Source organism: Rothia sp. LK2588, from assembly GCF_040946465.1.
Classification (GTDB): domain Bacteria; phylum Actinomycetota; class Actinomycetes; order Actinomycetales; family Micrococcaceae; genus Rothia.
The window spans coordinates 612,515-634,612 of record NZ_JAYWLS010000001.1 but is presented as its reverse complement, the minus strand read 5'-3'; the positions used below and the strand labels follow the sequence as shown (position 1 = coordinate 634,612).

The window sequence follows — 22,098 nt, the reverse complement described above, 5'->3', positions numbered from 1 at the left end:
CCACACGGGCTTTAATACCCTATCCGAAAGGCTCTCGTGGAGATTCTTAAAATCGCCCTCATGGTTATCATCGCAATCACGAGCATCCTCACGATCTTGTTGGTTCTGCTGAACCGCGGAAAGGGCGGCGGTCTTTCCGATATGTTTGGCGGTGGTATGACGACCTCACTGAATTCGTCAGGTTCAGCTTCCAAGAACCTGATCCGCCTGACTGTGACCCTCATCCTGTTGTGGGTACTCTCAGTGATTGCCTATGCTTTGGTACTACGTTTCGAGACCTCTCTCGCATAGACCAAGCATCCCGATGCTTATAAAAATCCCCGGTTGCCCTGAGGTAACCGGGGATTTTTGTACTGAGTTTTGGCGGATGTCTCACCTGGGCAACCGAGTTGATCCGCTAAGGATTCATGTTCCCAAGGAGGGGTTCAGTAAACTAACCCCTCAGGGCGTCCTCGACTGCCAGAATCAGCGTTTCCTGGCGACCACGGGCACCTGCGGCTGGGGTCTCAGTGAGCATCTCGGACGTCATCTCATCCTCGGCAAAGTTCGCGGCTTGTACAAGTCGGTCGGATGCCTCGGCCTTGTCAGCACCGGAGATCAAGAACCAAATACGCTGCGACTTGTTGATCACCGGACGCGTCAGGGTCACCCGATGCGGCGGAGGCTTGGGGGAGTCGTGCACCGCCAGCGTGACGTCCTGCTCAGCGAGTATCTCATCGCGGTGAGGAAAGAGCGAGGCGATGTGGCCATCGGGCCCCATACCCAGGAGAGTGAGGTCGAAGACGGGTGAGACGCCATCGACCGCGTGTTTCGCCAGTTCCTCTCGGTAACTTTCGGCTGCTGCCTCGGCGCTCTCGAAATCAGTGGATGAACCCATCACGTGCACATTCTCAGCGGGAACGTTCAGTTGCCCGAGGAGGGCATCATAAGCCTGTTGAGCGTTGCGATCTTGATCTCCGCTGGCTACGAACCGTTCGTCCGACCACCAGAAATGAACCCGGGAAAAGTCGATGTTGTGGAGATCTTCTCGTCGGGAGAGCTCGTCGAGAACGGCGATGCCCATGGTGCCGCCAGTGAGGCTGACATGAACATCGTGGTCACTCTGCAGGGTTTCTTCGATCACCGCAAAAATGCGGGCGGCGCCCTCTGAACGCAGGTTCTCGGCGCTGCTATGAGCGACAATGCGGGGCTTAGGCATCGAACACCTCCGTGTATTGGTTGTCCGCGGAAAGTTCTTCATCTTCGTTGAGATCCACCACGATGCGTCCGGTCTGCAGGCCCTGGGTGAGTACTTCACCGTAGACGAGGTCTGGATCCAAACGACGGAGCTCCTCCGCCAGGCATTCTGCCAGGCTACGAACCGGCAAGGCGATCTGTTGGTCAGGCATTCCCGGGCTCGAGATGGTCGCAATGTTCAGGGCCGGGCGCTCGAGCACCACGTTGCCGTCGGCGCGTTCCAAAACCACCCGGTACAAACCGCGCTGAGCGGCAGTCGTGGAAAGATGCACCTGAGCGTCCAGTTTCATACCCAACCAGGCGCCGAGCAAAACGACCGACGGAGATTTGGACGACCCGGAAACCACGACGCGTTGCACCGGCGATTGCGGCAACTGATCCAAAATGGCTGCCAGCTGAATACGCCACAGCGTCAGACGGATCCAAGCGAGGTCTGTATCACCGGCTTCGTAGTTCTTGGCCAGCTGCGAAAGGATGACCATCGGGTCGTCTGCACGGGCGGAATCGGTAATCCGTCGAGCGGCGATGGTACCCACGTCTGTACGTGAAGGATCCTGCGGAACGGTGTGCGGCCACCAGACCACAATAGGGGAGTCCGGCAATAACAGACCCGAAATGAGCGATTCGGTGGGCTCGGCAGCCTTGCCCCATCCGTGCAACACGATCAGTTCTGAGGCACCGGAATCTCCGCCGATCTCCACTTCTGCATCGAGCCGATCCTCGGCGGAGGCGTCTTCGGCGATGTGCAGAATAATACGGCAGGGATGTTCGTGGGAGGCGCGCTGCGCAGCTTGCAAGGCCGCGTCGGAATGGCCTTGTTCGGCCAGCACGATCAGAGTCAACACGCGACCGGCGGTCATCATCCCCGTTGCATCGTGCAATCGAGCGATCTCTTTTTCGATCTTGATCGTATCGGTGTTATGCAATTCGTGAATCACGGACGTCTCCAAGCACGATTATCGCGGGCCAACATGTCGTGGGCCGAATCAGGCCCCCAGGAACCGGGAGCGTAGGGCTCAGGTTTAATCTTATGCTCGGCCCAATACTTTTCGAACGGGTCAAGAATCTGCCAGGAGAGCTCGACCTCCTGGTGACGGGGAAACAGGGGAGGTTCTCCCAACAAAACATCCAGAATCAGCCGTTCGTAGGCCTCAGGTGATTCTTCGGTAAACGAATGCGAGTAACCGAAATCCATGTTCACATTTCGAATCTGAGACTGGGTTCCGGGAACTTTGGACGCAAACCGGATGGTCATCCCTTCATTGGGCTGCACCCGGATAACAATTGCGTTCTGGCAGTTCTCTTCGGTCTGATGGAACAGGAGATTAGGTGACTTCTTGAAAACCAGCGCGATCTCCGTCACCCGGCGTCCCAAACGTTTACCCGTACGCAGGTAGAACGGTACGCCGGCCCAGCGGCGCGTGTTGATACCGACTTTAAGTGCCGCGAAGGTTTCGGTCCGCGAATCTGCGGGGATGTCTTTTTCCTCGAAGAAGCCTTTGACCTCTTCACCACCCTGATAACCACCTTCGTACTGACCCAAGGCGAAGGCGTTTTCGAGATCCTGGGGCAACGAGACTGCCGCGAGTACCTTTTCCTTCTCCGCCCGCAGGGCAGCAGCGTTGAAACTGTTGGGCTCTTCCATCGCGGTGAGGGCCAACAACTGCAACAGGTGGTTCTGAATGACGTCGCGGGCGGCGCCCACGCCGTCGTAGTACCCGGCGCGCGTTCCGATGCCAAAGGGCTCGGCCATGGTGATTTGGACGTGATCGATGTAGTTGGCGTTCCACACCGGTTCGAACATCTGGTTGGCAAAACGCAAAGCCAGCAGGTTCTGCACGGTTTCTTTACCGAGGTAATGGTCGATACGGAAAATCGAATCCGCGGGGAAGACATCCTCGACGATGGAATTGAGCTCACGCGCAGATTCGAGGTCGTGACCGAAGGGCTTTTCGATGACTACGCGACGCCAGCTTTTCTCAGATTCGCTCTGCGCCAGGCCGTGCGCGGAGAGTTGTTTGAGCACCTGTTCGAAGGCCTTGGGCGGGATAGACAGGTAAAAAGCGTGATTACCCTGGGTGCCGTGTTCAGCCTCGAGCTCGCTGAGGGTTTCTTTGAGCCGTTTATAGGCGGCATCCTCGTCAAAGGCACCCTGCACAAATCGGATACCCTTGGCGAACTGCTGCCAGACATCCTCGCGAAATTCTGTGCGGCTATGTTGCTCGACGTGTGTGCGCACCTCGGCGCGGAAGTCGTCATCACTCCAATCGCGGCGTCCAAAACCAACGAGTGCGAAGCTGGGCGGCAACAATCCTCGATTGACGAGGTCATAGGTAGCCGGGAGGAGCTTCTTGCGTGCAAGGTCTCCGGTAACGCCAAAGAAAACAAGGGAGCTGGGGCCGGCAACTCGGGTCAAACGCCGGTCGCGCGGATCCCGCAACGGGTTCTTGTCGTGACTGTTCGACACAGTACTTCCTTAAAAACTGGTGGGGTATTCCACAAAGAGTGGCTACCCGCCCGCAGGAGGGTAGCCACCGGGTTCAAGCACCACGATACACGGTTAGTCGACCGTCTCCGTAGGCCTCAAGTTCGCCTTAGAGAGCGGCATCGGCCAGGGCCGTGCGAACGGTGCCTAGCAACTCATCCCAGGAGGCGTCGAACTTCTGCAGACCATCGTCTTCCAGCTTCTGCACGACCTCGTTGTATGAGATCCCCAGTGCCTCGATGTCATTGAGGATTTTTTCCGATTCGTCGTAGGTGCCGGAAATGGTGTTCCCCGAAACCTTGCCCTGTTCGGCGAAAGCGTTGAGGGTTTTCTCGGGAACCGTGTTCACGGTGTTCGGAGCTACCAGGCCAGACACGTAGAGGTCGGCGGGCAGGGAGGGGTCTTTAGTGCCCGTCGATGCCCACAGCGGACGCTGCACGTTGGCACCTGCCGCGGCCAGACGCTGCCAGCGCTCGGTGGAGAACTCTTCTTCGAAAACCTGGTAGGCCAGGCGAGCGTTGGCAAGCCCTGCCTTGGACTTCAGAGCCAACGCCTCGTCGGTACCCACCTTGTCGAGACGAGCATCGATCTCTGCGTCGACGCGTGAGATAAAGAACGAGGCCACCGAGTGGATTTTCGAGAGATCTTTGCCGTTTTCCAGTGCCTTCTCCAAGCCCAGCATGAAGGCGTTGATTACCGCGCGGTAGCGCTCCAGCGAGAAGATCAAGGTCACGTTGACCGAGATGCCCTCGGCGAGGGTGTCGGCGATGGGGGCCAGACCCTCTTCGGTCGCGGGAATCTTGATCATGACATTGTCGCGATCAACTTGCGCGGCGAGCTTCTTGGCCATCTGGGCGGTAGCGTCACCGTCGCGTGCCAGCCGGGGGTCGACCTCGATGGATACGCGGCCGTCCTTGCCCTGGGTGGCGTCGTAAATCGGCGCGAAAACGTCGCAGGCGTTGCGGACGTCATCGGTCATGATCTCGAAAACGGCGTCTTCAAGTTCGGACTTATTGCCTGCCAATTCCTTGACCTGTTCGGCGTAGGACTCACCGTTGGAGAGCGCCCCGGCGAAGATCGTGGGGTTGGTGGTGATGCCGACAACGTTTTGTTCGTCGATCAGCTTCTGCAGGCCACCGGTGGTGATGCGTTCGCGGGAGAGGTCATCGAACCAGAGCGAGACACCCGCGTCAGAGATTTTCTGAGTTGCTTCAGTCATGAGAAATCCTTTACTTGTGGTTACTTTGCAGCGGCGATAGATGCCTGAGCCTTGGCGACAACGTTCTCTGCGGTAATGCCAAACTTCTCGTAGAGCACCTCTGCGCTGGCCGATGCACCGAAGTGATCGATGGCCACCGCCTCACCGGCGTCCCCGAGGATGTCGTACCAGCTCATGGCAGAACCGGCTTCAACGCTCACGCGTGCCTTGACAGATCTGGGCAGAACCGATTCACGGTAGTCTTCGGACTCCGCGGCAAACCACTCGCGGCAGGGCATAGATACAACGCGAGCCTGTACGTTCTGCTCGGCGAGTTTCTTGCGGGCCTCGAGCGCAATCTCAACCTCCGAACCGGTGGCGATGAGGATGACGTCGGGGGTGCCCTCGGTATCGGCCAGGATGTACCCACCGCGGGTAGCGTTCTCGGCGGAGGCGAACTTCTCACCGTCAACATCGGCGTGAATGTCTTCGCGGGCAATGGTCGACAGACCCTGACGGGAGAGGACGATGCCTGCCGGATGATCCGTGGTCTCCAGCATCTTGCGCCATACTACAGACGTCTCGTTGGCATCAGCGGGGCGAATCACATCCAAGTTCGGGATGGCTCGCAACGACGACAGGTGCTCGATCGGCTGGTGAGTCGGGCCGTCCTCGCCGAGACCGATTGAATCGTGGGTCCAAACAAAGATGTTGGGCACGCCCATCAACGAAGCCAGGCGAATCGCCGGGCGCTGGTAGTCGGAGAACACCAAGAAGGTGCCGCTGAAGGGGCGCGTGGGTGAAGAAAGCACGATGCCGTTGGTGATGGCCGCAGCTGCGTGTTCACGAATACCGAAGTGCAGGACGCGACCGTAGGGGTTCGCCTTCCACGATTCGGTGGAGCGGTGGGCGGGGTTAAAGGACTGGCCGTCCTCAATGGTGGTGTTGTTCGAACCGGCGAGGTCGGCGGAACCGCCCCACAGCTCGGGGAAGGTGTTGGCGATAGCGTTGATCACCTTGCCCGACGCCGCGCGGGTAGCCATAGACTTGCCAGCTTCGAAGGTGGGGAATGCCTCGCGGTAACCTTCGGGGAGCTCGCCGGAGCGCAGGCGCTCATAGAGCTCGGCCTTCTCCGGGTGGGCCTGCTTCCACTGTTCCATCTTCTCGTCCCAGGCGCGGTGTGCCTCGGCACCCTTCTCGACGACTCGACGAGTGTGGTTGAGAAGTTCGGGATCCATCGCAAAGTGCTGGTCGGTATCGAATCCCAGCACCTCCTTGGTGGCGATAACCTCTTCGCTCCCCAGTTTGGCGCCGTGGATGCCGCCGGTGTTCTTCTTATTAGGCGCGGGGAAACCGATGATGGTGCGGAGCTCAATGATGGAGGGCTTGCCGGTCTCCTTTTCGGCGGCCTTAATGGCGTCGTAGAGATCCTCGATACCCTCGTTGTATTCACCCGATTCGGTCCAGTCGACCTTCTGGGTGTGCCAACCGTAAGCTTCATAACGCTTCATGATGTCTTCGGTGAAGGCCACATCGGTATCGTCCTCAATGGAGATGTGGTTGCGATCGAAGATCACGATGAGGTTGCCCAGTTCCTGGTGACCGGCCAGAGAGCACGCTTCGGAGGTGACGCCTTCTTCAAGGTCGCCTTCGGAAGCGATGGCGTAGATACGGTGGTCGAAAGGTGAGGTACCGGCTTCAGCCTCGGGGTCGAACAGGCCACGCATACGACGCTGGGCATAGGCGAAACCTACGGCAGAGGCCAGGCCTTGACCCAGCGGGCCGGTGGTGATTTCCACACCCTTGGTGTGCTTGTATTCGGGGTGACCGGGGGTCAGCGAACCCCAGGTGCGCAAGGATTCCAGATCTTCCATCTCCAAGCCGTAACCGTTGAGGAAAAGCTGAAGGTAGAGAGTCAGCGAGGTGTGGCCGGGGGAAAGAATGAAGCGATCGCGACCTTCCCAGCGGTCATCACTGGGGTCGTGACGCATAATCTTCTGGAACAAAAGGTAGGCAACGGGGGCCAAACTCATTGCAGTGCCCGGGTGGCCGGAACCGACCTTTTCCACGGCGTCCACCGCCAGAACGCGTGCGGTATCGACGGCACGCTGATCTTGCTCGGTCCATTCGTATTTCTGATCAAGTTCGGGCATGACAATCCTTTCTTTAAACCTGTGTGTCTCTATCCCAGAATAGTTCACCCGAGCCAGGTGGCAATGGGGGAGTAGGGTCTTGAACGCCTGCTCACCGACCACGGGGAGCGTTAGTTTTAGAGCGTCAAAGGGTATAGTATGGAATTTGACTATCTGTTCATTTGCTGTGCCTAAAATTCACCTTAAGCAGGGTTCTACTGAGCCACCCGGGTGTAGTGCACAGGCCCCTGAACAGATGTTCGATTCAGCAGGAAATGTGGGCGTCGTGTCGATCCCCCATTCTTGAGAATCACGGAATAACTGCACGTAAACCACATACACCAACATCGATTCCGGTAGGAGCCCAACGTCATTGAAGGGTCTTAATGCCAACAGCACGGTCACAGAAGAAGCCGTGACCGCCCGTTCCACACCGCCCACCCATAAGGTCGGCCTGGCTCGTAAGGTGCGAGCCTATATCCACCTGACGAAGCCGCAGGTGATCGAACTGCTCTTGGTGACCACGGCTCCGACCATGATGTTTGCAGCCGGTGGGATGCCAAGTCTCTGGCTCATTCTCAACACCATGATTGGTGGCGCTATGGCAGCCGGTGCGTCCGGCGCATTCAACTGCTACATCGACCGCGAAGCCGATCGCAAGATGAAGCGCACCGAGAAGCGCCCCCTGGTCACCGGTGAGCTTTCCGACCGGGAAGCACTCGTTTTCGCTTGGGTGCTGGCCGTCGTCTCCATCATTTACCTGTGGGTCTTGGTCAACCCGCTCTCTGCCGTATTGGGCCTCATCGCGATTCTGCTGTACGTGGTCTTCTATTCGATCTTCCTCAAGCGCCGTACCGCGCAGAATATTGTGTGGGGAGGGCTGGCAGGGTGTATGCCGGTCTTCATCGCCTGGGCAGCCGTTGAGAACCGCATTACCTGGGCCGCCGTCGTCCTCTTTACCGTGATCTTCCTCTGGACGCCGCCGCACTACTGGCCGCTGTCCATGAAATACGCCGAGGACTATCAGCGAGCCGGGATCCCCATGCTGGGCGCCATCGCCACAGCCAAGAGTGTCTCCGTTCAGGTGGTGCTCTACGCCTGGGCCATGGTGATCTGCTCGCTGTTGCTCATCCCGCTGGGTGGTGCCGGTTGGGTCTATTCGATCACCGCCGCACTGGCCGGTGCGTGGTTTATTTACCACTGCCACAAGTTGCACAAGTTGGCGGTGGCCCATCAGGCGACGAGCCGCACAGCAATGACGGTTTTCCACGGTTCGATCACCTACCTGACCGTACTGTTCATTGCACTGGCCATCGACCCCTTTGTGGGTAGCGCGGTGACCTCCCTCTAAAGTTTTCTGAACCAGATGCGCCGGGGCCCCTCATCGAGAAGATGAGGGGCCCCGGGCTATCTCTATGAGCGTTGAGTTGTTAGTGTTCGATGCGGATATCTGCTTGGTGACGCGCTGCAGGAGAGCTCAACACAAAGAGCTTTTCGATGAGAGCACTAGCAGCCCAGATAAAGATGGCCGAGCCCAGCAGGTGCAACCACACAAACCAAATCGGCAAACCGGTAAAGAACTGGATGTAGCCGATGATGCCTTGCACGACGATCGCGACCAGCACGAAGTTCAGCACGCGGCGCACCGTGGTGGGCCAGTTGAACTTGCGAGCCAACACGAAAGCGATGACCACGACGGCACAGAAAGCCCAGACCGAGAAAGAATGCAGGCGGGTAACCACCCAGGGGTCGAAGGCATGACGGTGCGCATCGGGATCACCGGCGTGCGGGCCGGTGCCGGTCGTCACGGTTCCCATGAAAATGAGGAACGCGCACAGCACACTCGAGACCCAAGCGATCGTACGCATCAACGAAGCGCCGGCAACGGTGTGCTGACCTTCGATGTGTTCATGTGCACGAGTGGCGGGTTCAAAATAACGCTTCACTCTATTGAGATACACGGCAGCCAACGCGATCATGATGGCGGTGAGGTAATAGTGAGCGGTAATCATCCAGGGGTTAAGACGCAGCCAGACGCTGATACCACCGACCACGGCCTGGACGGGAATACCCCACAAGAGTAACAACGTGAGGTTGAAAAGATCGGCATAGCGGTATTCGCGAGATCGCAGGCCCACAAACAGTTTGGGCCACAGACCCTTGAACCCAGTCACATCGGGTAGCGCGATACGCAAAATCGAGAGAAAAGCCAGGATGGTAACCAGCATTAAACCAAAGGTCAGCAAACGGTTGGTGAACTCAACTAACCCATGGATGCCCATCTCTGGGGTGGTCGTCCATGATCCGTCTTTGGTGCAACGGGGCCAAGTGTCACAACCCAGCCCGGAACCAGTCAAACGCACGATGCCTCCCGAGGCGATCAAGACCATATTGGCAATGACCACCGCGTAAGCCATGGTTTTGACCCAGGGGATGTACCGCGCCGGCATGATCTTGTCCGCCAGGGAGGGGTGGTCACCCGTGCACGAGGTGACGGTTCGCGAAGGTAAATTCATGAGCTTCCTTTTTCGACTGTGTATGACGGAACGAGCCTGCCTAAGCAGACCATTTGAAGTATTTGATGGCCAAGCCAGCGCAGAGAGCTACCCAAGCCACGATGATGAGGTGCGGAACAATGAGGAATTGATGGTGCAACATTTCCGCTCTGAGCGCGTGACCCAGTGCGCCCGAGGGCAGTAACCCGACCACGGTAGAGAGAACGCCGGGGAGCCTGGACCCGGGGATGAGTGTTCCACCCACGGCGGCGAGAATAACCCAGGCCATGTTCACGATGGCGAGCGTTGCCTCTGCGCGCACGGTGCCAGCGATCAACAAACCGAGCGCCGTAAAGGCTGCGGTGCCGAGGATCACGGTGGGCAACGCCATGACGAGGCCGGTGAGGCTGGGGCGCCATCCGAGGGCGAAGCCCAGGGAGCCCACGACAATGAACTGAATCGCGATCACACCGAGTACCGCAGCTATCTTTCCGGCAATTAACCCCGATTTCCCCAGCGGGGTAGTTGAGAGGAACCGTAGCACCCCGTACCGGCGATCGAAACCGGTGGCAATGCCCTGGCCCGAGAGCGCGGTGGAAAGCACGCATAGAGCCAGGACGCCGGGGACGGCTGCGTTCATTCGGGTAGTTCCGATGGACGCGGCGTAACCGTCGATGAACCCGGTGTATTTCAAGGCCAAGAGACCCATCACGGGGAATGCAATGTTGAGCATGAGTTGCTCTCCATTGCGCAACATCGTGAGGAATTCGTAGCGCGCTTGTGCGGCGATCCGTCGGCTACCGGAGGCGGCATAGGTCTGCTGGGTCATCGAATATCACGGCCTGAAATGTCGAGGTAAACGTCTTCGAGGGTGCGCGGGGCGAGTTCAACGTAACTGGGCATGCGGTGGGCGGAGGAGAGAGTAGCGAAGACTTCGCTCAGGATTTCCGGAGTGAAGGGGCCCGATAGCGCATACCGCCCCGCTCGTTCGTGGTGTAGTGCGAAGTCATGACCGTGCTGCGGCAACAGATCGGAAACGGTGAGATCGGAGGTTTGCAGACCCAGCCGCAACACCTGATGATCATCTGTATTCTGCTGCAGAAGTTCAGTTACGGTACCTTCGATCACGTTGGTACCTGCATGCACGATGTACACGTAATCGGCTAGCCGCTGCGCATCGTCGAGCAGGTGCGTGGTCAGGATGATGGCGGTACCTTTATCGCGCTCCTCGGAGATGATGTCGAAAACCACCTGCCGCGATTGGGGGTCCAGCCCAGCCGAAGGTTCATCGAGAAAGAGCACTTGGGGATTACCCATGAGGGCGGCGGCCAGAGCAACGCGTTGCTTTTGTCCGCCAGACAGTCGACGCACCGTGGTGCGGGCAAAGGTATCGATGCCGAGCCGGTGGACGAGCTCGTTCACGTCTTTAGGACGGGCATACATCGTGTGGATGTGACGCAATAATTCGATGGGACGCACGGATTGGGGCAGACCGCCGTCCTGCAACATGATGCCTACGCGAGCCCGCAATTGGGCGTCGGCGCGCCACGGATCTTGACCGAGCACTCTGACCTCGCCGGCGTCCGGCGCGATCAAACCTTGAGCGCACGCGAGGGTGGTGGTCTTGCCGGCGCCATTAGAACCCAAGAGTACGGTGATCTCTCCTGGGTACGCAGTCAGACTGATGTCTTGGACCGCCACTTTGAGCGGAGAGGTCACCGAACCATCTGAAGAGGCGTTTCTGCGACCGGAGGTTTTAAAGATTTTTTGGATTCCGCGAAGCTCTAGGGCGGGCGTGAGCTCTCTGCGAGGAATACGGGGGCGGTTCATGTGCTGCACCATATCATCTTAGTTCTTTTCATTCTGCGGCCCGAATAAGAGCACCCAAGCTCAGGGGATTCCCAGGCGGTTTGACGTGCGCTTTCTGAGCGAGGGCGAAAATAGGGGAACCTTACTAGCGTTATACATGCAATTAGGTCATACTTTAGTTGTGTATTCCTTCAAAACAGCTCGAAAGACGTCTGCCACCGGCGCGCCCGCGGCAGAGACTGAAGAGAAAACCCGCGACCGCGTACTGCGAGGGGTTCTCGAACTTGGTCCCATTTCGGCTGCCAGCCTCGGCGAGGAATTGAATCTCACTCCCGCGGCGGTGCGCCGCCATCTCGATGCCCTCGAGGCCGAGAGCGTGATTATCGTGGCCCCGCATAAACAGCACGGGGCAGGCGCGGGACGTCCTGCTCGCCGATACGTGGTGGCGCCCCAGGGGCACTCGCGGATCGGCAATGACTATCTCGACATCGCCCGAGATGCACTTTTGATGTTGCAACAGCAGGTAGGCGACGAAGCTCTCCGGGCCTTCGCAGGTCAACGCGCCGTTGAGATGGAAGCTAAGTACCGCCCGATCGTTGAAGCCGCCGGGCCAGACATCGCCGACCGGGCGAAGGCCTTGGCGGAGGCGATGAACCATGATGGATTCGTCGCGTCAGCAAGTACTTTTGCCCCGCCGGCCGACACGAAGTTGCCGCAGCACCTCTTGGCGAGCATCCAACTTTGTCAAGGCCACTGCCCGGTGCGCGATCTCGCCGCCGAGTTTCATATTTTCTGTGACCAAGAAACAAAACTGATCGCCGATTTGTTAGGCGTAGATGTGAGACGTTTGTCGACTATGGCAGATGGGGCTCACGTTTGCACGACTCACGTGCCGCTGACCCGCGATCCCGAAACCACTACCGAGTAACTCAAAACCGAGACTTCTCCCGTGATCACCCACGGGATAATACGAAAGAAAGGCCACCATGACTGATCAGGTTGAGCGTCAAGCCAACGCTAATGTCATCTCTGAAATTCTGGAGGCGAACCCGGAGCTCGAAGGTATCGGTACCTACGAGTATGGTTGGTTCGACTCGGACGAAGCCGGCCAGGCTGCCCAGCGCGGTTTGAGCGAGGACGTCGTCCGCGACATTTCCGCGAAGAAGAACGAGCCCGAGTGGATGCTCAACATGCGTCTGAAGGCTCTGAAGTTCTTCGACCGCAAGCCGATGCCGACCTGGGGCGCGGATCTCTCCGAAATCGATTTCGACAATATCAAGTACTTCGTGCGCTCCACCGAGGGCCAGGCGAAAACCTGGGAAGATCTGCCCGAAGATATTCGTAACACCTACGAAAAGCTCGGCATCCCCGAGGCTGAGCGCGAGCGTCTGGTCGCCGGTGTCGCTGCTCAGTACGAATCCGAGGTGGTCTACCACCAGATTCGCGAGGATCTTGAATCCCAGGGCGTTATCTTCGTCGATACTGATACCGCGCTGAAGGAACACGAAGATCTCTTCCGTGAATACTTCGGCACCGTAATTCCCACAGGCGACAACAAGTTCTCGGCCCTGAACACGGCGGTGTGGTCCGGCGGCTCCTTCATCTACGTGCCGAAGGGCGTTCACGTAGACATCCCGCTTCAGGCCTATTTCCGCATCAACACCGAGAACATGGGCCAGTTCGAACGCACCCTGATCATCGCCGATGAAGGATCCTACGTTCACTACATCGAGGGTTGCACCGCGCCGATTTACAAGTCGGATTCCTTGCACTCCGCGGTCGTTGAAATCATCGTCAAGAAGAACGCGCGTGTTCGCTACACGACTATCCAGAACTGGTCGAACAACGTCTACAACCTGGTGACCAAGCGAACCCTTTGTGAAGAAGGCGCCACCATGGAGTGGGTCGATGGCAACATCGGTTCCAAGGTCACCCAGAAGTACCCGGCCGTCTACATGGTGGGGGAGCATGCCAAGGGCGAGACCCTGTCTATTGCGTTCGCCGGTGAAGGTCAGCACCAGGACACCGGTTCGAAGATGGTTCACATCGCTCCGCACACCTCCTCGTCGATCGTTTCGAAGTCGATCGCACGCAACGGCGGGCGCTCTGCCTACCGCGGCTTGGTTCAGGTGCGCGAGGGTGCCCATCACTCCAAATCCAACGTCGTGTGCGACGCGTTGCTCGTTGACACCATTTCGCGTTCGGATACCTACCCCTACGTGGATATCCGTGAAGACGACGTCACCATGGGCCACGAGGCAACGGTTTCCCGCGTCTCCGAAGAGCAGCTGTTCTACCTCATGCAGCGCGGTTTGAGCGAAGAAGAGGCTATGGCGATGATCGTTCGTGGTTTCGTCGAGCCGATCGCCCGTGAGCTCCCCATGGAATACGCTCTCGAGCTCAACCGCCTCATCGAACTTCAGATGGAAGGATCTGTAGGCTAATAATGTCTAATACCGAACACATCACTGAGAACCGCGCCGCTATCCCGGGTATGACCGATGAGGGCGAGAAGCTGGCCACCGAGCACGTGCAGGACGACACGATCCGCACCGGCGAGGTCAAGCCGCTGGCCGATTCGTCCCGCGCCGGACGTCCGACCTCGTACAAGGTGGAAGACTTCCCCGAGCTGACCGGCCGCGAGGAAGACTGGCGCTTCACCCCGCTGAAGCGTTTGAACGGTCTGCACACCGAGGCCTTGCAGGGTGCCGCACCGCGTATCGACGTCTCCGCACCCGAGAACGTGACCGTGGAGACCGTGGACCGCAACGATTCTCGCATTGGGACCGCCGGCATCCCCGAAGACCGCGTGGCAGCCAACGCCTGGAGCAACTTCTCCGAAGCAACCGTGGTGACCATTCCCGCCGAGGCTGAACTGTCTCAGCGAGTTGAGCTGGATATCACCGGTGAGTCCACCGCTCCGGCCGCTCAGCACGTGGTGATCGAGGCTAAGCCTTTCTCTAAGGCGGTCGTGGTCCTGCGCCACACCGGTTCGGTGACGCTCTCACAGAACGTGGAGTTCATCGTGGGCGATTCGGCGACCCTGAACGTTATCACCATCCAGCAGTGGAACGACGACGCGGTGCACGCCTCCGCGCACTATGCCAAGCTGGGACGTGACTCCAACTTCAAGCACGTCAACATCTCCCTCGGGGGAAAGACCGTGCGTATCACCCCCACCACCAAGTTCTCCGGTCCCGGTGCCAGCACCGAGATGTACGGTCTCTACTTTGTGGACGCGGGGCAGCACCTCGAATCGCGTCTCTTCGTCGATCACTCGATTCCCAACTGCAAGTCTCGCGTGACCTATAAGGGCGCCTTGCAGGGCCGGAACGCGCACTCGGTGTGGGTGGGCGACGTCCTCATCGGTAAGGACGCCGAAGGCACCGACACCTACGAGCTGAACCGTAACTTGATTCTCGAGGACGGCCCGCGTGCCGACTCCGTGCCAAACCTGGAGATCGAGACCGGTTTGATCGCCGGTGCCGGTCACGCCTCTACCACCGGTCAGCTGGACGACGAGCACCTGTGGTACCTGCAGGCACGCGGCATTCCCGAGGCGGAGGCCCGCCGACTGGTCGTGCGCGGCTTCCTCAACGAAATCATTCAGCAGGTTCGAATTCCGGAACTCGAAGAGCAACTCACCGAGGCTCTCGAAGCGGAACTGGCCATCAGCAATAACTAGCGCACAGCGCCCCACCAACTTTTAGGAGAATAATGTCAACTCTTGAAATCAAGGATCTGCACGTTTCGGTGATCCTCGACGACGAAAACACCAAGCCCATCCTCAAGGGTGTGAACCTCACCATCAATTCCGGTGAGATCCACGCGATTATGGGCCCCAACGGTTCGGGTAAGTCGACGCTGGCGGCCACTATCGCCGGCCACCCCAAGTACCGTGTCGATTCCGGTGAGATCCTGCTGGACGGTGAAGACGTCACCGAGATGTCCGTGGACGAGCGTGCCCGCGCCGGCCTGTTCCTGGCGATGCAGTACCCCGTGGAGATCCCCGGCGTGACCATGTCGAACTTCCTACGCTCGGCCAAGACCGCCGTTGACGGCAAGGCTCCCGCACTGCGCACCTGGACCAAGGACGTCAAGGACGCCATGGCACAGCTGGAGATCGACCCCGACTTCATCTCTCGTAATGTCAACGAGGGCTTCTCGGGCGGCGAGAAGAAGCGCCACGAGATTCTGCAGCTGGAACTGCTCAAGCCCAAGATGGCGATCCTCGACGAGACCGACTCCGGTCTGGACGTCGACGCCCTGAAGATCGTTTCCGAAGGCGTCAACCGCGCTCACCAGGCCAACGACATGGGTGTCATGCTGATCACCCACTACACCCGTATCTTGCGCTACATCAAGCCCGAGTTCGTACACGTGTTCGTCGACGGCCACATGGTCGATCAGGGTGGCCCCGAGCTGGCCGATCGTCTGGAAGAAGAGGGTTACGTTTCTTATATCGGTAAGTAACCACGCCTCTAGAATCGGAAGGAGTCATCATGACTGATCTGACTCAGACGGGCCGCCCGTCGCAGGAAGAAATCGAGGACGTTCTGAAGAACGTCATCGACCCCGAATTGGGCGTCAACATCGTTGATCTCGGTCTGCTCTACGGCATGCGATGGGACGATGCAGGCGCGCTCGTTCTGGACATGACCCTGACCACCGCGGCCTGCCCGTTGCAGGATGTCATCGAGGAACAGGTCAAGCAGAACCTGGAAACCATGATCGACGAGTGGCACGTCAACTGGGTATGGATGCCGCCGTGGGGTCCGGAGCGGATCACCGAAGACGGCCGCGACATGATGCGCGCCCTGGGCTTCAACGTCTAGACCGGCCCGCAGAATAAAAAATGGTCTCGGAACCGAGAAGGTTCCGAGACCATTTTTTATCCCTGAAAGGTGATCTACGCGTTGGGATGATCCAGATCAGCGGCGCGGAAAGTGTTGCACTTGTTGATGTCACCCGACTCGTAACCGGCCATGAACCAAGCCGTACGCTGAGCTGAGGTGCCGTGAGTGTAGGTGGAGGGGTCCGTCCGGCCCTGGGAGGTCATCTGGATGTGGTCGTCACCGATCACCTCGGTGGCGTTGACAATGCGGTTGACCTCGTCGGCGGTGAACGGTTCCAGCTGCACGGCGCTGGAGGTGTCTTCGGCCGCGTGGTTGGCCCACAAGCCGGCGTAGCAGTCGGCCTGCAACTCAACGCGCACTGCGCCCGAATCCGCACCGTTGGGATCACGCTGCGAGTACTTGAGGTCGCCTAGGATGTTCTGTATCGAGTGACCGTATTCGTGGGCCAGCACGTACTGTTCGGCCGACTGGCCGCCCGTGGCACCTAGCTGGGTCTTCATGTCATCGAAGAAGGTGGTGTCTACATACGCCTTGTGGTCGGCTGGGCAGTAGAAGGGGCCGGTGGCGCTGGTGGCGTTACCGCAAGCGGTCCGTACGCGCTGCGAGAAGAGATGCAGGGTAGGACGCTGGTATTCGACACCGGTGGCCTGCGGCAGGTAGCTGGACCAGAAGTTGTCCAACGAGTTCGACGTACCCACCATGTTGCAGGAGGAATTGCTGTTGGCATCCTCACCGGTCTTGCACTGCTGAGCCAGATCTTGACCTGCGTTATTGTCGACCTGTTCGTAACCGTAACCGGGGTTGTTGCCGGTGGCCTGGTTGAGCATGTCGATGCCGTCCTGCCCGAAGAGAGCACCGACGACGAGCATCACGACCACGCCGCCGAGACCACCGCCTACGGCGAGCCCGCGTCCGCCACCAAAACCGCCTCCACCGGAGGACTCGATCCCGCTGGTATCGAGTTGCGAAAAATCTTTGAAAGCCATGGGAAAAGCATACTACCGGCGGTGCTCGTCTTCGGGTGTGTCAAGGCCGCGCGCCGAGAGCGCGTCGCCGGTCTCTTGGGCGTAGGCAACCGTGGTCACCACCAACGGCGTAAAGAGCCGAGCGGGCCCAACCCGCAGACCACGTGCGCGAACAGCGGTTTGTAAGAGGTTCCAACGTTCCATGATCACCGGAATGGAACGGATCATCAACGCGATGGATAATCCGATGCTCTCCGGCGAGAGCCCCAAGAATTTTAAGGGAGAGCAGCACCTGACGAATCCCTCGATCAAGCGCGGCATGGCTGTGGTGAAGAGGAGAACATTGGAGGCCAAGATGAGGCTGAGCAGTGTCAATATCACTTCGGCCCCCAGGGCGAGCTTCTGGCTCAGCAGGTAATAGACCGCCATAGCCAAAAGCAACCACTTCAGCGCAAACACGGTGGCGATCACCTGGCGTACCGGCATCCGGGCTGCGGCACCCGCTAACAGTACGCAACACAGCACCGTGGCGGGTACAACCCAGCCACGTGTCAACGCGCAGGCGAAGGCGCAGGCGGCGATCAGCGTCCATTTGATCCACAGGGGAGCGCGATGGACGACGGTATGGCCGGGGCGATACGCACCGAACAGCTCAGGACGCATCGGGCTCGTCTCCGGGGAACCCCTCAGCGCACCACCGCCGGTAGTCGGCGATCACCGCGGAGCTGGGACCCTGTGCGATGAGACGGCCTCGGTGGATCACGAGGGCCTCGTTACAAGTCGCTGCTAGTTCAAGATCGTGGGTGCTGATGACCAGTTGCTGATCCAGACTTTCTAGAAGTTTCAGGAGTTTTAGTTTGTTCTGCAGGTCCAGGAGGGTAGTCGGTTCGTCGAGGAGCAGAACTCGTGGTTCCACCGCCAACACGGCGCTCAGTGCAGCGAGTTGTCGCTCACCACCGGAGAGATCGTACACGCTATGGTGAGCTCGGTGAGCTAGACCTCGCTGGGCCAGGATCTGAAGGGCCCGCTGTCGTCGTTGCTCGATGTCGGAAACACTGCGTCGCAGGGAAAGCTCTACATCTTCGACGGGAGTGGGCATGATGAGCTGGGCCTGTGGGTCGGAGAACAACAAACCCACGTGGCGGCGTACCGCCATCAGGTGTTCCTCAACGGTGAGACCGTTGACCGAGACCGTCCCGGCCGTCGGCTCCACAAGCCCGTTGAAGAGCTTGAGAAAGGTTGATTTTCCAGAACCGTTTAACCCCAACACGGCGGTCGTCGGGCTACGTAGCTCACAAGAGACATCGCGCAAGACCTTCACGGTGGAGTCGGCCTGCGGAAATGCCACGGAAACTTGATGAACCGACAACCCCGCGCCCTCGATGAAAGGCACGGGGTTGTTTTCCCGGTATGTCGGTTTTTGGAACCACATGGTTAACGGTTGGTCGCGTGATCGTTCGGTCGGGTAGCCAGACCGTTGGCTGCGAGAGCGGGAAATGCACGGTGAACTGCCAGCGCCACGAGTGCGGCGATGACTGCCTTGATGAGGTCACCGGGGATGTAGAGGGCGGCGGCTCCCAGAGCCACGGGCAAGCTGAGGTGCGCGTTGATCATCATTCCCGCCACACCGCATGCGGTGATGAAAACGAATCCTGCCAGCGCGGCGATGACTTGCCATACGATGCTCGCATTGCCGCGGCGCCGCCGCAAGAAGCTGTAACCTAGCGCACCGATGATGAAGGCACCGATGGGGTAGGAGACGAGGTAACCTGCCGAGGGTGCCGCCAGCGTCCCAATCCCCGCTCCGCCGCCGGCGAATACGGGCAGGCCAATAAACCCAACCACCAGGTACAACAGGGCTGCCAGAGCGCCGCGTTTTCCGCCGAGGACGAGCGCCGTCAGGTAAATGCCCAAGGTCTGGAAGGTGATGGGGACGCCCGCGGGGCCCACGGGGAAAGCGGGCAACAATGCGCAGACGGTGATAAAAGCGGCAAAGACCGCGACCAGGGCGATGTCGCGCCCAGTATGCGAACGGTGTCTATTTGTCATGATCTCTACTATAAGGACTATTGAACACCGTTCAAAAAGCGTGGGATGTGATCTACGTTCGCAGGTCAACTACCGGGCAACGGAGCGTCCGGGGAGGATCCCATATGCTTCTGCGGTGCTTGGCCTTAGAATGGAGGTTCGTCTGCCACGCGAACCCATGAGGGAAGGTATTTCTTGATCACTGTTCAAAACCTGGAGTTACGTGCCGGTGCCCGGCTGTTGATGGAAGAAGTGAACTTCCGTATCGACAAGGGTGACAAGATCGGCCTCGTGGGTCGCAACGGTGCCGGTAAGACGACCATGACCAAGGTGCTGGCTGGCCTCACCCTACCCGCTGACGGCAACGTCGTGCGTTCGGGAAAGATCGGTTACCTTCCGCAGGATCCCAAGGTCGACGATATGTCGCAGCTTGCTCGAGACCGAATCCTCTCTGCCCGAGACCTCGATGGCGTTTCACGTAAGATGCGGCAGGCTCAAGAGCAGATGGCCAGCGACGATCCCGATGTGCGTGCTAAAGGTATGCGCCGCTACGACCGCCTCGAAGCCGAATTCATCGCCGGTGGTGGTTACGCCGCCGAATCGGAAGCCGCTACCATCACCCACCACCTTGATCTGCCTGAGCGCATTCTGAACCAACCGCTCTCCACGCTCTCCGGCGGTCAGCGCCGCCGCGTGGAGCTCGCCCGCATTCTGTTCTCCGACGCAGAGACCATGTTGCTGGACGAGCCCACCAACCACCTCGATGCCGACTCAATCGCCTGGTTGAGGGAGTTCCTCCGCAATTTCCAGGGTGGTCTGATGGTTATCTCGCACGACGTGGAGCTCATGGAGCTGGTGGTGAATAAGGTGTTGTATCTCGATGCCAACCGTTGCGTGATCGACGTGTACAACATGGGCTGGAAGAACTACCTTGCTCAGCGCGAGCAGGACGAGGCGCGGCGTAAGCGAGAGCGTGCCAATGCCGAGAAGAAAGCCTCGGCCCTGATGGAACAGGCCGAGAAGATGCGGGCAAAGGCAACGAAGGCGGTTGCGGCCCAGCAGATGATCAAACGTGCCGAACGGTTGATGCGCGGTCTGGAAGAAGAGCGAGTGGCAGACAAGGTGGCCGCGATTCGATTCCCCGAACCGGCGCCCTGCGGTAAGACTCCGCTCAGCGCCGAGGGGCTCTCAAAGTCCTATGGATCTCTCGAGATCTTCACCAATGTCGACCTGGCTATCGACCGCGGTTCTCGGGTTGTCGTCTTGGGGCTCAACGGCGCCGGTAAGACGACGCTGCTGCGGATGTTGGCGCGGGTAACTCAACCGGATAGCGGGGAAGTGGTCTACGGCCACGGTGCGAAGGTGGGTTACTTCGCTCAGGAGCACGAGATCTTGGATGGTCAGCGCAGCGTCTTAGAAAATATGCAGTCTGCAGCACCCGACCTGGACGCGACCAAGTGCCGCACTATTTTGGGGTCGTTCCTGTTTTCGGGGGATGACGTGGACAAGCCGGCCGGGGTGTTATCTGGCGGCGAGAAAACGCGTCTTTCGCTGGCTACCCTTGTGGCCTCCCAGGCGAACGTGCTGCTACTGGACGAGCCGACCAACAACTTGGATCCCGCCTCTCGCGAGGAGATTCTCAACGCCTTAAAGCTTTACGAGGGAGCCATCGTCATGGTTTCCCACGACGAAGGAGCAGTTGAGGCGCTGGACCCGGAGAGGGTGCTGCTGTTGCCAGACGCCGTGGAAGATTTATGGACCAAGGAATACCAAGACCTGATTTCGCTGGCTTAGCGTGTCTGGGTGGGGTTATCCCGTCCTGTGGTCTAGGATTGTGGTATCACCCGATGGTGATGCTAGGTTTATGAATCTCCGGCAAAGAAGCCGGGCGCTTTGACCAACAAGGTGGTTGGGAAAGCACAGGGAAGGAGCTTATATGTTGGATGCAGATCACGTTATGTACCCCGCTATCGCAGACGAGAACGTAGAGGTAGACGTTTTCTGGGCTGAAGCAGATTCTGAATAGTCTTCTGCAGTGAACTACCGATAGGGGAGTTCATGACAAAAACCCTGGAGAGGCACTTGCCGCTCCAGGGTTTTTCTTTAAGGTTTTATCGGGTTAGTGGGTCCAAGTGGCTGAGATATGACAGAGGGGTTGGTGTCTGACCCGTCAGGGCCAACACCGACCAGATCAGATATAGAGCGAGCGCGACGCCAAGGGCGTGTTCGCGTCGTGAACCGGCGTCCCCCAGAATCGGCAACGCCATATAACCTGACTTTCGCCACAGCGCCGAGGCCACCACGGGTTTGACGACCAGCGGCCACACCAGGTTGACCCCGCGAGTCGTCAAGAGGTCACCGACGATGTGGACGGTTGCTCCCACTGCGATGGATAGGGGGAGCACGGCCAGCGAGCCGGTAGTCCATGCCAGGTACCCGAGACCTATGGCTCCGATCCAACCACCGGGTGCACCCAACATGCGCAGCGTCAGACCGCCGGCATAGCCGGCGAGGAAAAGCGAGGCGTAGGGGATTCCCTGATGGGTCAACTGTTGTGCGGCCACCGCGATGACCCAAAATAAAACGACACCGAGTATGGAGTGCGTTCCTTTGCGGTGCCCACCGGATATGGCGCTAACGGTCGCGGAAACCACAGTGGAAACGGGAGGTATGGAGTGCGCGATCGTGCCATTTTTGTGGTCGATATCGGGAAACATCCCTGCCCCGGCGCAAGCGAGGGTGGTGACGAGCAATGTCCCGTGATCCATGGGGGCCAGAAAACCCAGTTCGTGAGCGGTGACCCAAACTGCGGCCGCACTGAGAGTGTGGGTATACCCCATCATCGAACATCATTCCTTGATCGTGTCTGATTAGTAGATACAATGTAACACGAT

At 58.9% G+C, this 22,098-nt stretch carries 21 protein-coding genes; 8 read left to right on the top strand and 13 right to left on the bottom strand.

Features of this window, described 5'->3' with window-relative positions:
* The first annotated feature begins 60 nt into the window (after positions 1-60).
* The gene (gene secG / locus VVR12_RS02995) at positions 61-291 is read left to right on the top strand and encodes a preprotein translocase subunit SecG (RefSeq protein ID WP_409349872.1); all 231 of its coding nucleotides are present in this window, start codon (positions 61-63) and stop codon (positions 289-291) included.
* A 142-nt stretch (positions 292-433) separates the two neighbouring features.
* On the opposite strand, the gene pgl is transcribed toward secG, so the two are convergent.
* From pgl to tkt, 5 genes are all read right to left on the bottom strand, one after another.
* On the bottom strand, positions 434-1,198 hold the full coding sequence (gene pgl / locus VVR12_RS02990; RefSeq protein WP_368549628.1) for a 6-phosphogluconolactonase: 765 nt from the start codon (positions 1,196-1,198) through the stop codon (positions 434-436).
* Positions 1,191-2,174 carry a glucose-6-phosphate dehydrogenase assembly protein OpcA gene (locus tag VVR12_RS02985; RefSeq protein ID WP_368549627.1) on the bottom strand — a complete coding sequence of 328 codons (984 nt, stop codon included), beginning with the start codon at positions 2,172-2,174 and terminating at the stop codon, positions 1,191-1,193. Before VVR12_RS02985 ends, pgl begins: the two co-directional genes overlap by 8 nt.
* On the bottom strand, positions 2,171-3,703 hold the full coding sequence (gene zwf, locus VVR12_RS02980) for a glucose-6-phosphate dehydrogenase (RefSeq protein WP_368549626.1): 1,533 nt from the start codon (positions 3,701-3,703) through the stop codon (positions 2,171-2,173). Before zwf ends, VVR12_RS02985 begins: the two co-directional genes overlap by 4 nt.
* A gap of 127 nt (positions 3,704-3,830) precedes the next feature.
* Positions 3,831-4,940, bottom strand: a complete 1,110-nt coding sequence (gene tal, locus VVR12_RS02975; protein ID WP_368549625.1) for a transaldolase — start codon at positions 4,938-4,940, stop codon at positions 3,831-3,833.
* Between the two features lie 20 nt (positions 4,941-4,960).
* Positions 4,961-7,072, bottom strand: coding sequence for a transketolase (tkt, locus tag VVR12_RS02970; protein WP_368549624.1), 2,112 nt, complete (start codon positions 7,070-7,072; stop codon positions 4,961-4,963).
* 394 nt (positions 7,073-7,466) lie between these two features.
* On the opposite strand from tkt, the gene VVR12_RS02965 reads away from it, so the two are divergent.
* Entirely contained in the window at positions 7,467-8,402 is a 936-nt protein-coding gene (locus tag VVR12_RS02965; protein ID WP_368549939.1) for a heme o synthase, read from the top strand.
* A gap of 79 nt (positions 8,403-8,481) precedes the next feature.
* Here the strand turns inward: VVR12_RS02965 and VVR12_RS02960 are convergent, their stop codons facing one another.
* The 3 genes from VVR12_RS02960 to VVR12_RS02950 are packed head-to-tail and all read right to left on the bottom strand — an operon-like array spanning position 8,482 to position 11,265.
* On the bottom strand, positions 8,482-9,567 hold the full coding sequence (locus tag VVR12_RS02960) for a heme A synthase (protein ID WP_368549623.1): 1,086 nt from the start codon (positions 9,565-9,567) through the stop codon (positions 8,482-8,484).
* Positions 9,568-9,607: 40 nt separating this feature from the next.
* Entirely contained in the window at positions 9,608-10,375 is a 768-nt protein-coding gene (locus tag VVR12_RS02955) for an ABC transporter permease (RefSeq protein ID WP_368549622.1), read from the bottom strand.
* Positions 10,372-11,265, bottom strand: coding sequence for an ABC transporter ATP-binding protein (locus tag VVR12_RS02950; RefSeq protein WP_368549621.1), 894 nt, complete (start codon positions 11,263-11,265; stop codon positions 10,372-10,374). Before VVR12_RS02950 ends, VVR12_RS02955 begins: the two co-directional genes overlap by 4 nt.
* A 271-nt stretch (positions 11,266-11,536) precedes the next feature.
* On the opposite strand from VVR12_RS02950, the gene VVR12_RS02945 reads away from it, so the two are divergent.
* From VVR12_RS02945 to VVR12_RS02925, 5 genes are read left to right on the top strand one after another with little or no spacing between them, the layout of a single operon-like run.
* Positions 11,537-12,283: a helix-turn-helix transcriptional regulator gene (locus VVR12_RS02945; protein WP_368549620.1), complete on the top strand. Its 747-nt coding sequence runs from the start codon at positions 11,537-11,539 to the stop codon at positions 12,281-12,283.
* 58 nt (positions 12,284-12,341) lie between these two features.
* Positions 12,342-13,799: a Fe-S cluster assembly protein SufB gene (gene sufB, locus VVR12_RS02940; protein WP_368549619.1), complete on the top strand. Its 1,458-nt coding sequence runs from the start codon at positions 12,342-12,344 to the stop codon at positions 13,797-13,799.
* Between the two features lie 2 nt (positions 13,800-13,801).
* A complete protein-coding gene (gene sufD, locus VVR12_RS02935) occupies positions 13,802-15,040 on the top strand; it encodes a Fe-S cluster assembly protein SufD (protein ID WP_368549618.1) in 1,239 nt (412 codons plus the stop codon).
* A gap of 32 nt (positions 15,041-15,072) precedes the next feature.
* A complete protein-coding gene (sufC, locus tag VVR12_RS02930; RefSeq protein WP_368549617.1) occupies positions 15,073-15,828 on the top strand; it encodes a Fe-S cluster assembly ATPase SufC in 756 nt (251 codons plus the stop codon).
* 29 nt (positions 15,829-15,857) lie between these two features.
* A complete protein-coding gene (locus VVR12_RS02925; RefSeq protein ID WP_368549615.1) occupies positions 15,858-16,190 on the top strand; it encodes a metal-sulfur cluster assembly factor in 333 nt (110 codons plus the stop codon).
* A 74-nt stretch (positions 16,191-16,264) separates the two neighbouring features.
* On the opposite strand, the gene VVR12_RS02920 is transcribed toward VVR12_RS02925, so the two are convergent.
* From VVR12_RS02920 to VVR12_RS02905, 4 genes are all read right to left on the bottom strand, one after another.
* Positions 16,265-17,197, bottom strand: a complete 933-nt coding sequence (locus VVR12_RS02920; protein ID WP_368549614.1) for a neutral zinc metallopeptidase — start codon at positions 17,195-17,197, stop codon at positions 16,265-16,267.
* Between the two features lie 12 nt (positions 17,198-17,209).
* Positions 17,210-17,839: an energy-coupling factor transporter transmembrane protein EcfT gene (locus tag VVR12_RS02915; protein WP_368549613.1), complete on the bottom strand. Its 630-nt coding sequence runs from the start codon at positions 17,837-17,839 to the stop codon at positions 17,210-17,212.
* Positions 17,829-18,524 (bottom strand): energy-coupling factor ABC transporter ATP-binding protein, encoded by a 696-nt coding sequence (locus tag VVR12_RS02910; RefSeq protein WP_368549612.1) that lies wholly within the window; start codon positions 18,522-18,524, stop codon positions 17,829-17,831. The genes VVR12_RS02915 and VVR12_RS02910 overlap by 11 nt, the downstream gene beginning before the upstream one ends.
* Before the next feature lie 86 nt (positions 18,525-18,610).
* Positions 18,611-19,225, bottom strand: coding sequence for a biotin transporter BioY (locus tag VVR12_RS02905; RefSeq protein WP_368549611.1), 615 nt, complete (start codon positions 19,223-19,225; stop codon positions 18,611-18,613).
* A gap of 174 nt (positions 19,226-19,399) precedes the next feature.
* On the opposite strand from VVR12_RS02905, the gene abc-f reads away from it, so the two are divergent.
* The gene (gene abc-f / locus VVR12_RS02900; RefSeq protein ID WP_368549610.1) at positions 19,400-20,998 is read left to right on the top strand and encodes a ribosomal protection-like ABC-F family protein; all 1,599 of its coding nucleotides are present in this window, start codon (positions 19,400-19,402) and stop codon (positions 20,996-20,998) included.
* A 317-nt stretch (positions 20,999-21,315) separates the two neighbouring features.
* Here the strand turns inward: abc-f and VVR12_RS02895 are convergent, their stop codons facing one another.
* A complete protein-coding gene (locus VVR12_RS02895) occupies positions 21,316-22,047 on the bottom strand; it encodes a metal-dependent hydrolase (protein ID WP_368549609.1) in 732 nt (243 codons plus the stop codon).
* Between the last annotated feature and the right edge of the window lie 51 nt (positions 22,048-22,098).

What these genes read in the sequence shown, in the direction of transcription:
- VVR12_RS02895 (WP_368549609.1), bottom strand. Translation starts at nt 22,047, where the DNA reads ATGATGGGGTATACCCACACTCTCAGTGCGGCCGCAGTTTGGGTCACC.
- tal (WP_368549625.1), bottom strand. Translation starts at nt 4,940, where the DNA reads ATGACTGAAGCAACTCAGAAAATCTCTGACGCGGGTGTCTCGCTCTGG.
- VVR12_RS02905 (WP_368549611.1), bottom strand. Translation starts at nt 19,225, where the DNA reads ATGACAAATAGACACCGTTCGCATACTGGGCGCGACATCGCCCTGGTC.
- tkt (WP_368549624.1), bottom strand. Translation starts at nt 7,072, where the DNA reads ATGCCCGAACTTGATCAGAAATACGAATGGACCGAGCAAGATCAGCGT.
- VVR12_RS02955 (WP_368549622.1), bottom strand. Translation starts at nt 10,375, where the DNA reads ATGACCCAGCAGACCTATGCCGCCTCCGGTAGCCGACGGATCGCCGCA.
- sufC (WP_368549617.1), top strand. Translation starts at nt 15,073, where the DNA reads ATGTCAACTCTTGAAATCAAGGATCTGCACGTTTCGGTGATCCTCGAC.
- VVR12_RS02925 (WP_368549615.1), top strand. Translation starts at nt 15,858, where the DNA reads ATGACTGATCTGACTCAGACGGGCCGCCCGTCGCAGGAAGAAATCGAG.
- VVR12_RS02915 (WP_368549613.1), bottom strand. Translation starts at nt 17,839, where the DNA reads ATGCGTCCTGAGCTGTTCGGTGCGTATCGCCCCGGCCATACCGTCGTC.
- VVR12_RS02920 (WP_368549614.1), bottom strand. Translation starts at nt 17,197, where the DNA reads ATGGCTTTCAAAGATTTTTCGCAACTCGATACCAGCGGGATCGAGTCC.
- secG (WP_409349872.1), top strand. Translation starts at nt 61, where the DNA reads ATGGTTATCATCGCAATCACGAGCATCCTCACGATCTTGTTGGTTCTG.
- sufB (WP_368549619.1), top strand. Translation starts at nt 12,342, where the DNA reads ATGACTGATCAGGTTGAGCGTCAAGCCAACGCTAATGTCATCTCTGAA.
- VVR12_RS02960 (WP_368549623.1), bottom strand. Translation starts at nt 9,567, where the DNA reads ATGAATTTACCTTCGCGAACCGTCACCTCGTGCACGGGTGACCACCCC.
- sufD (WP_368549618.1), top strand. Translation starts at nt 13,802, where the DNA reads ATGTCTAATACCGAACACATCACTGAGAACCGCGCCGCTATCCCGGGT.
- pgl (WP_368549628.1), bottom strand. Translation starts at nt 1,198, where the DNA reads ATGCCTAAGCCCCGCATTGTCGCTCATAGCAGCGCCGAGAACCTGCGT.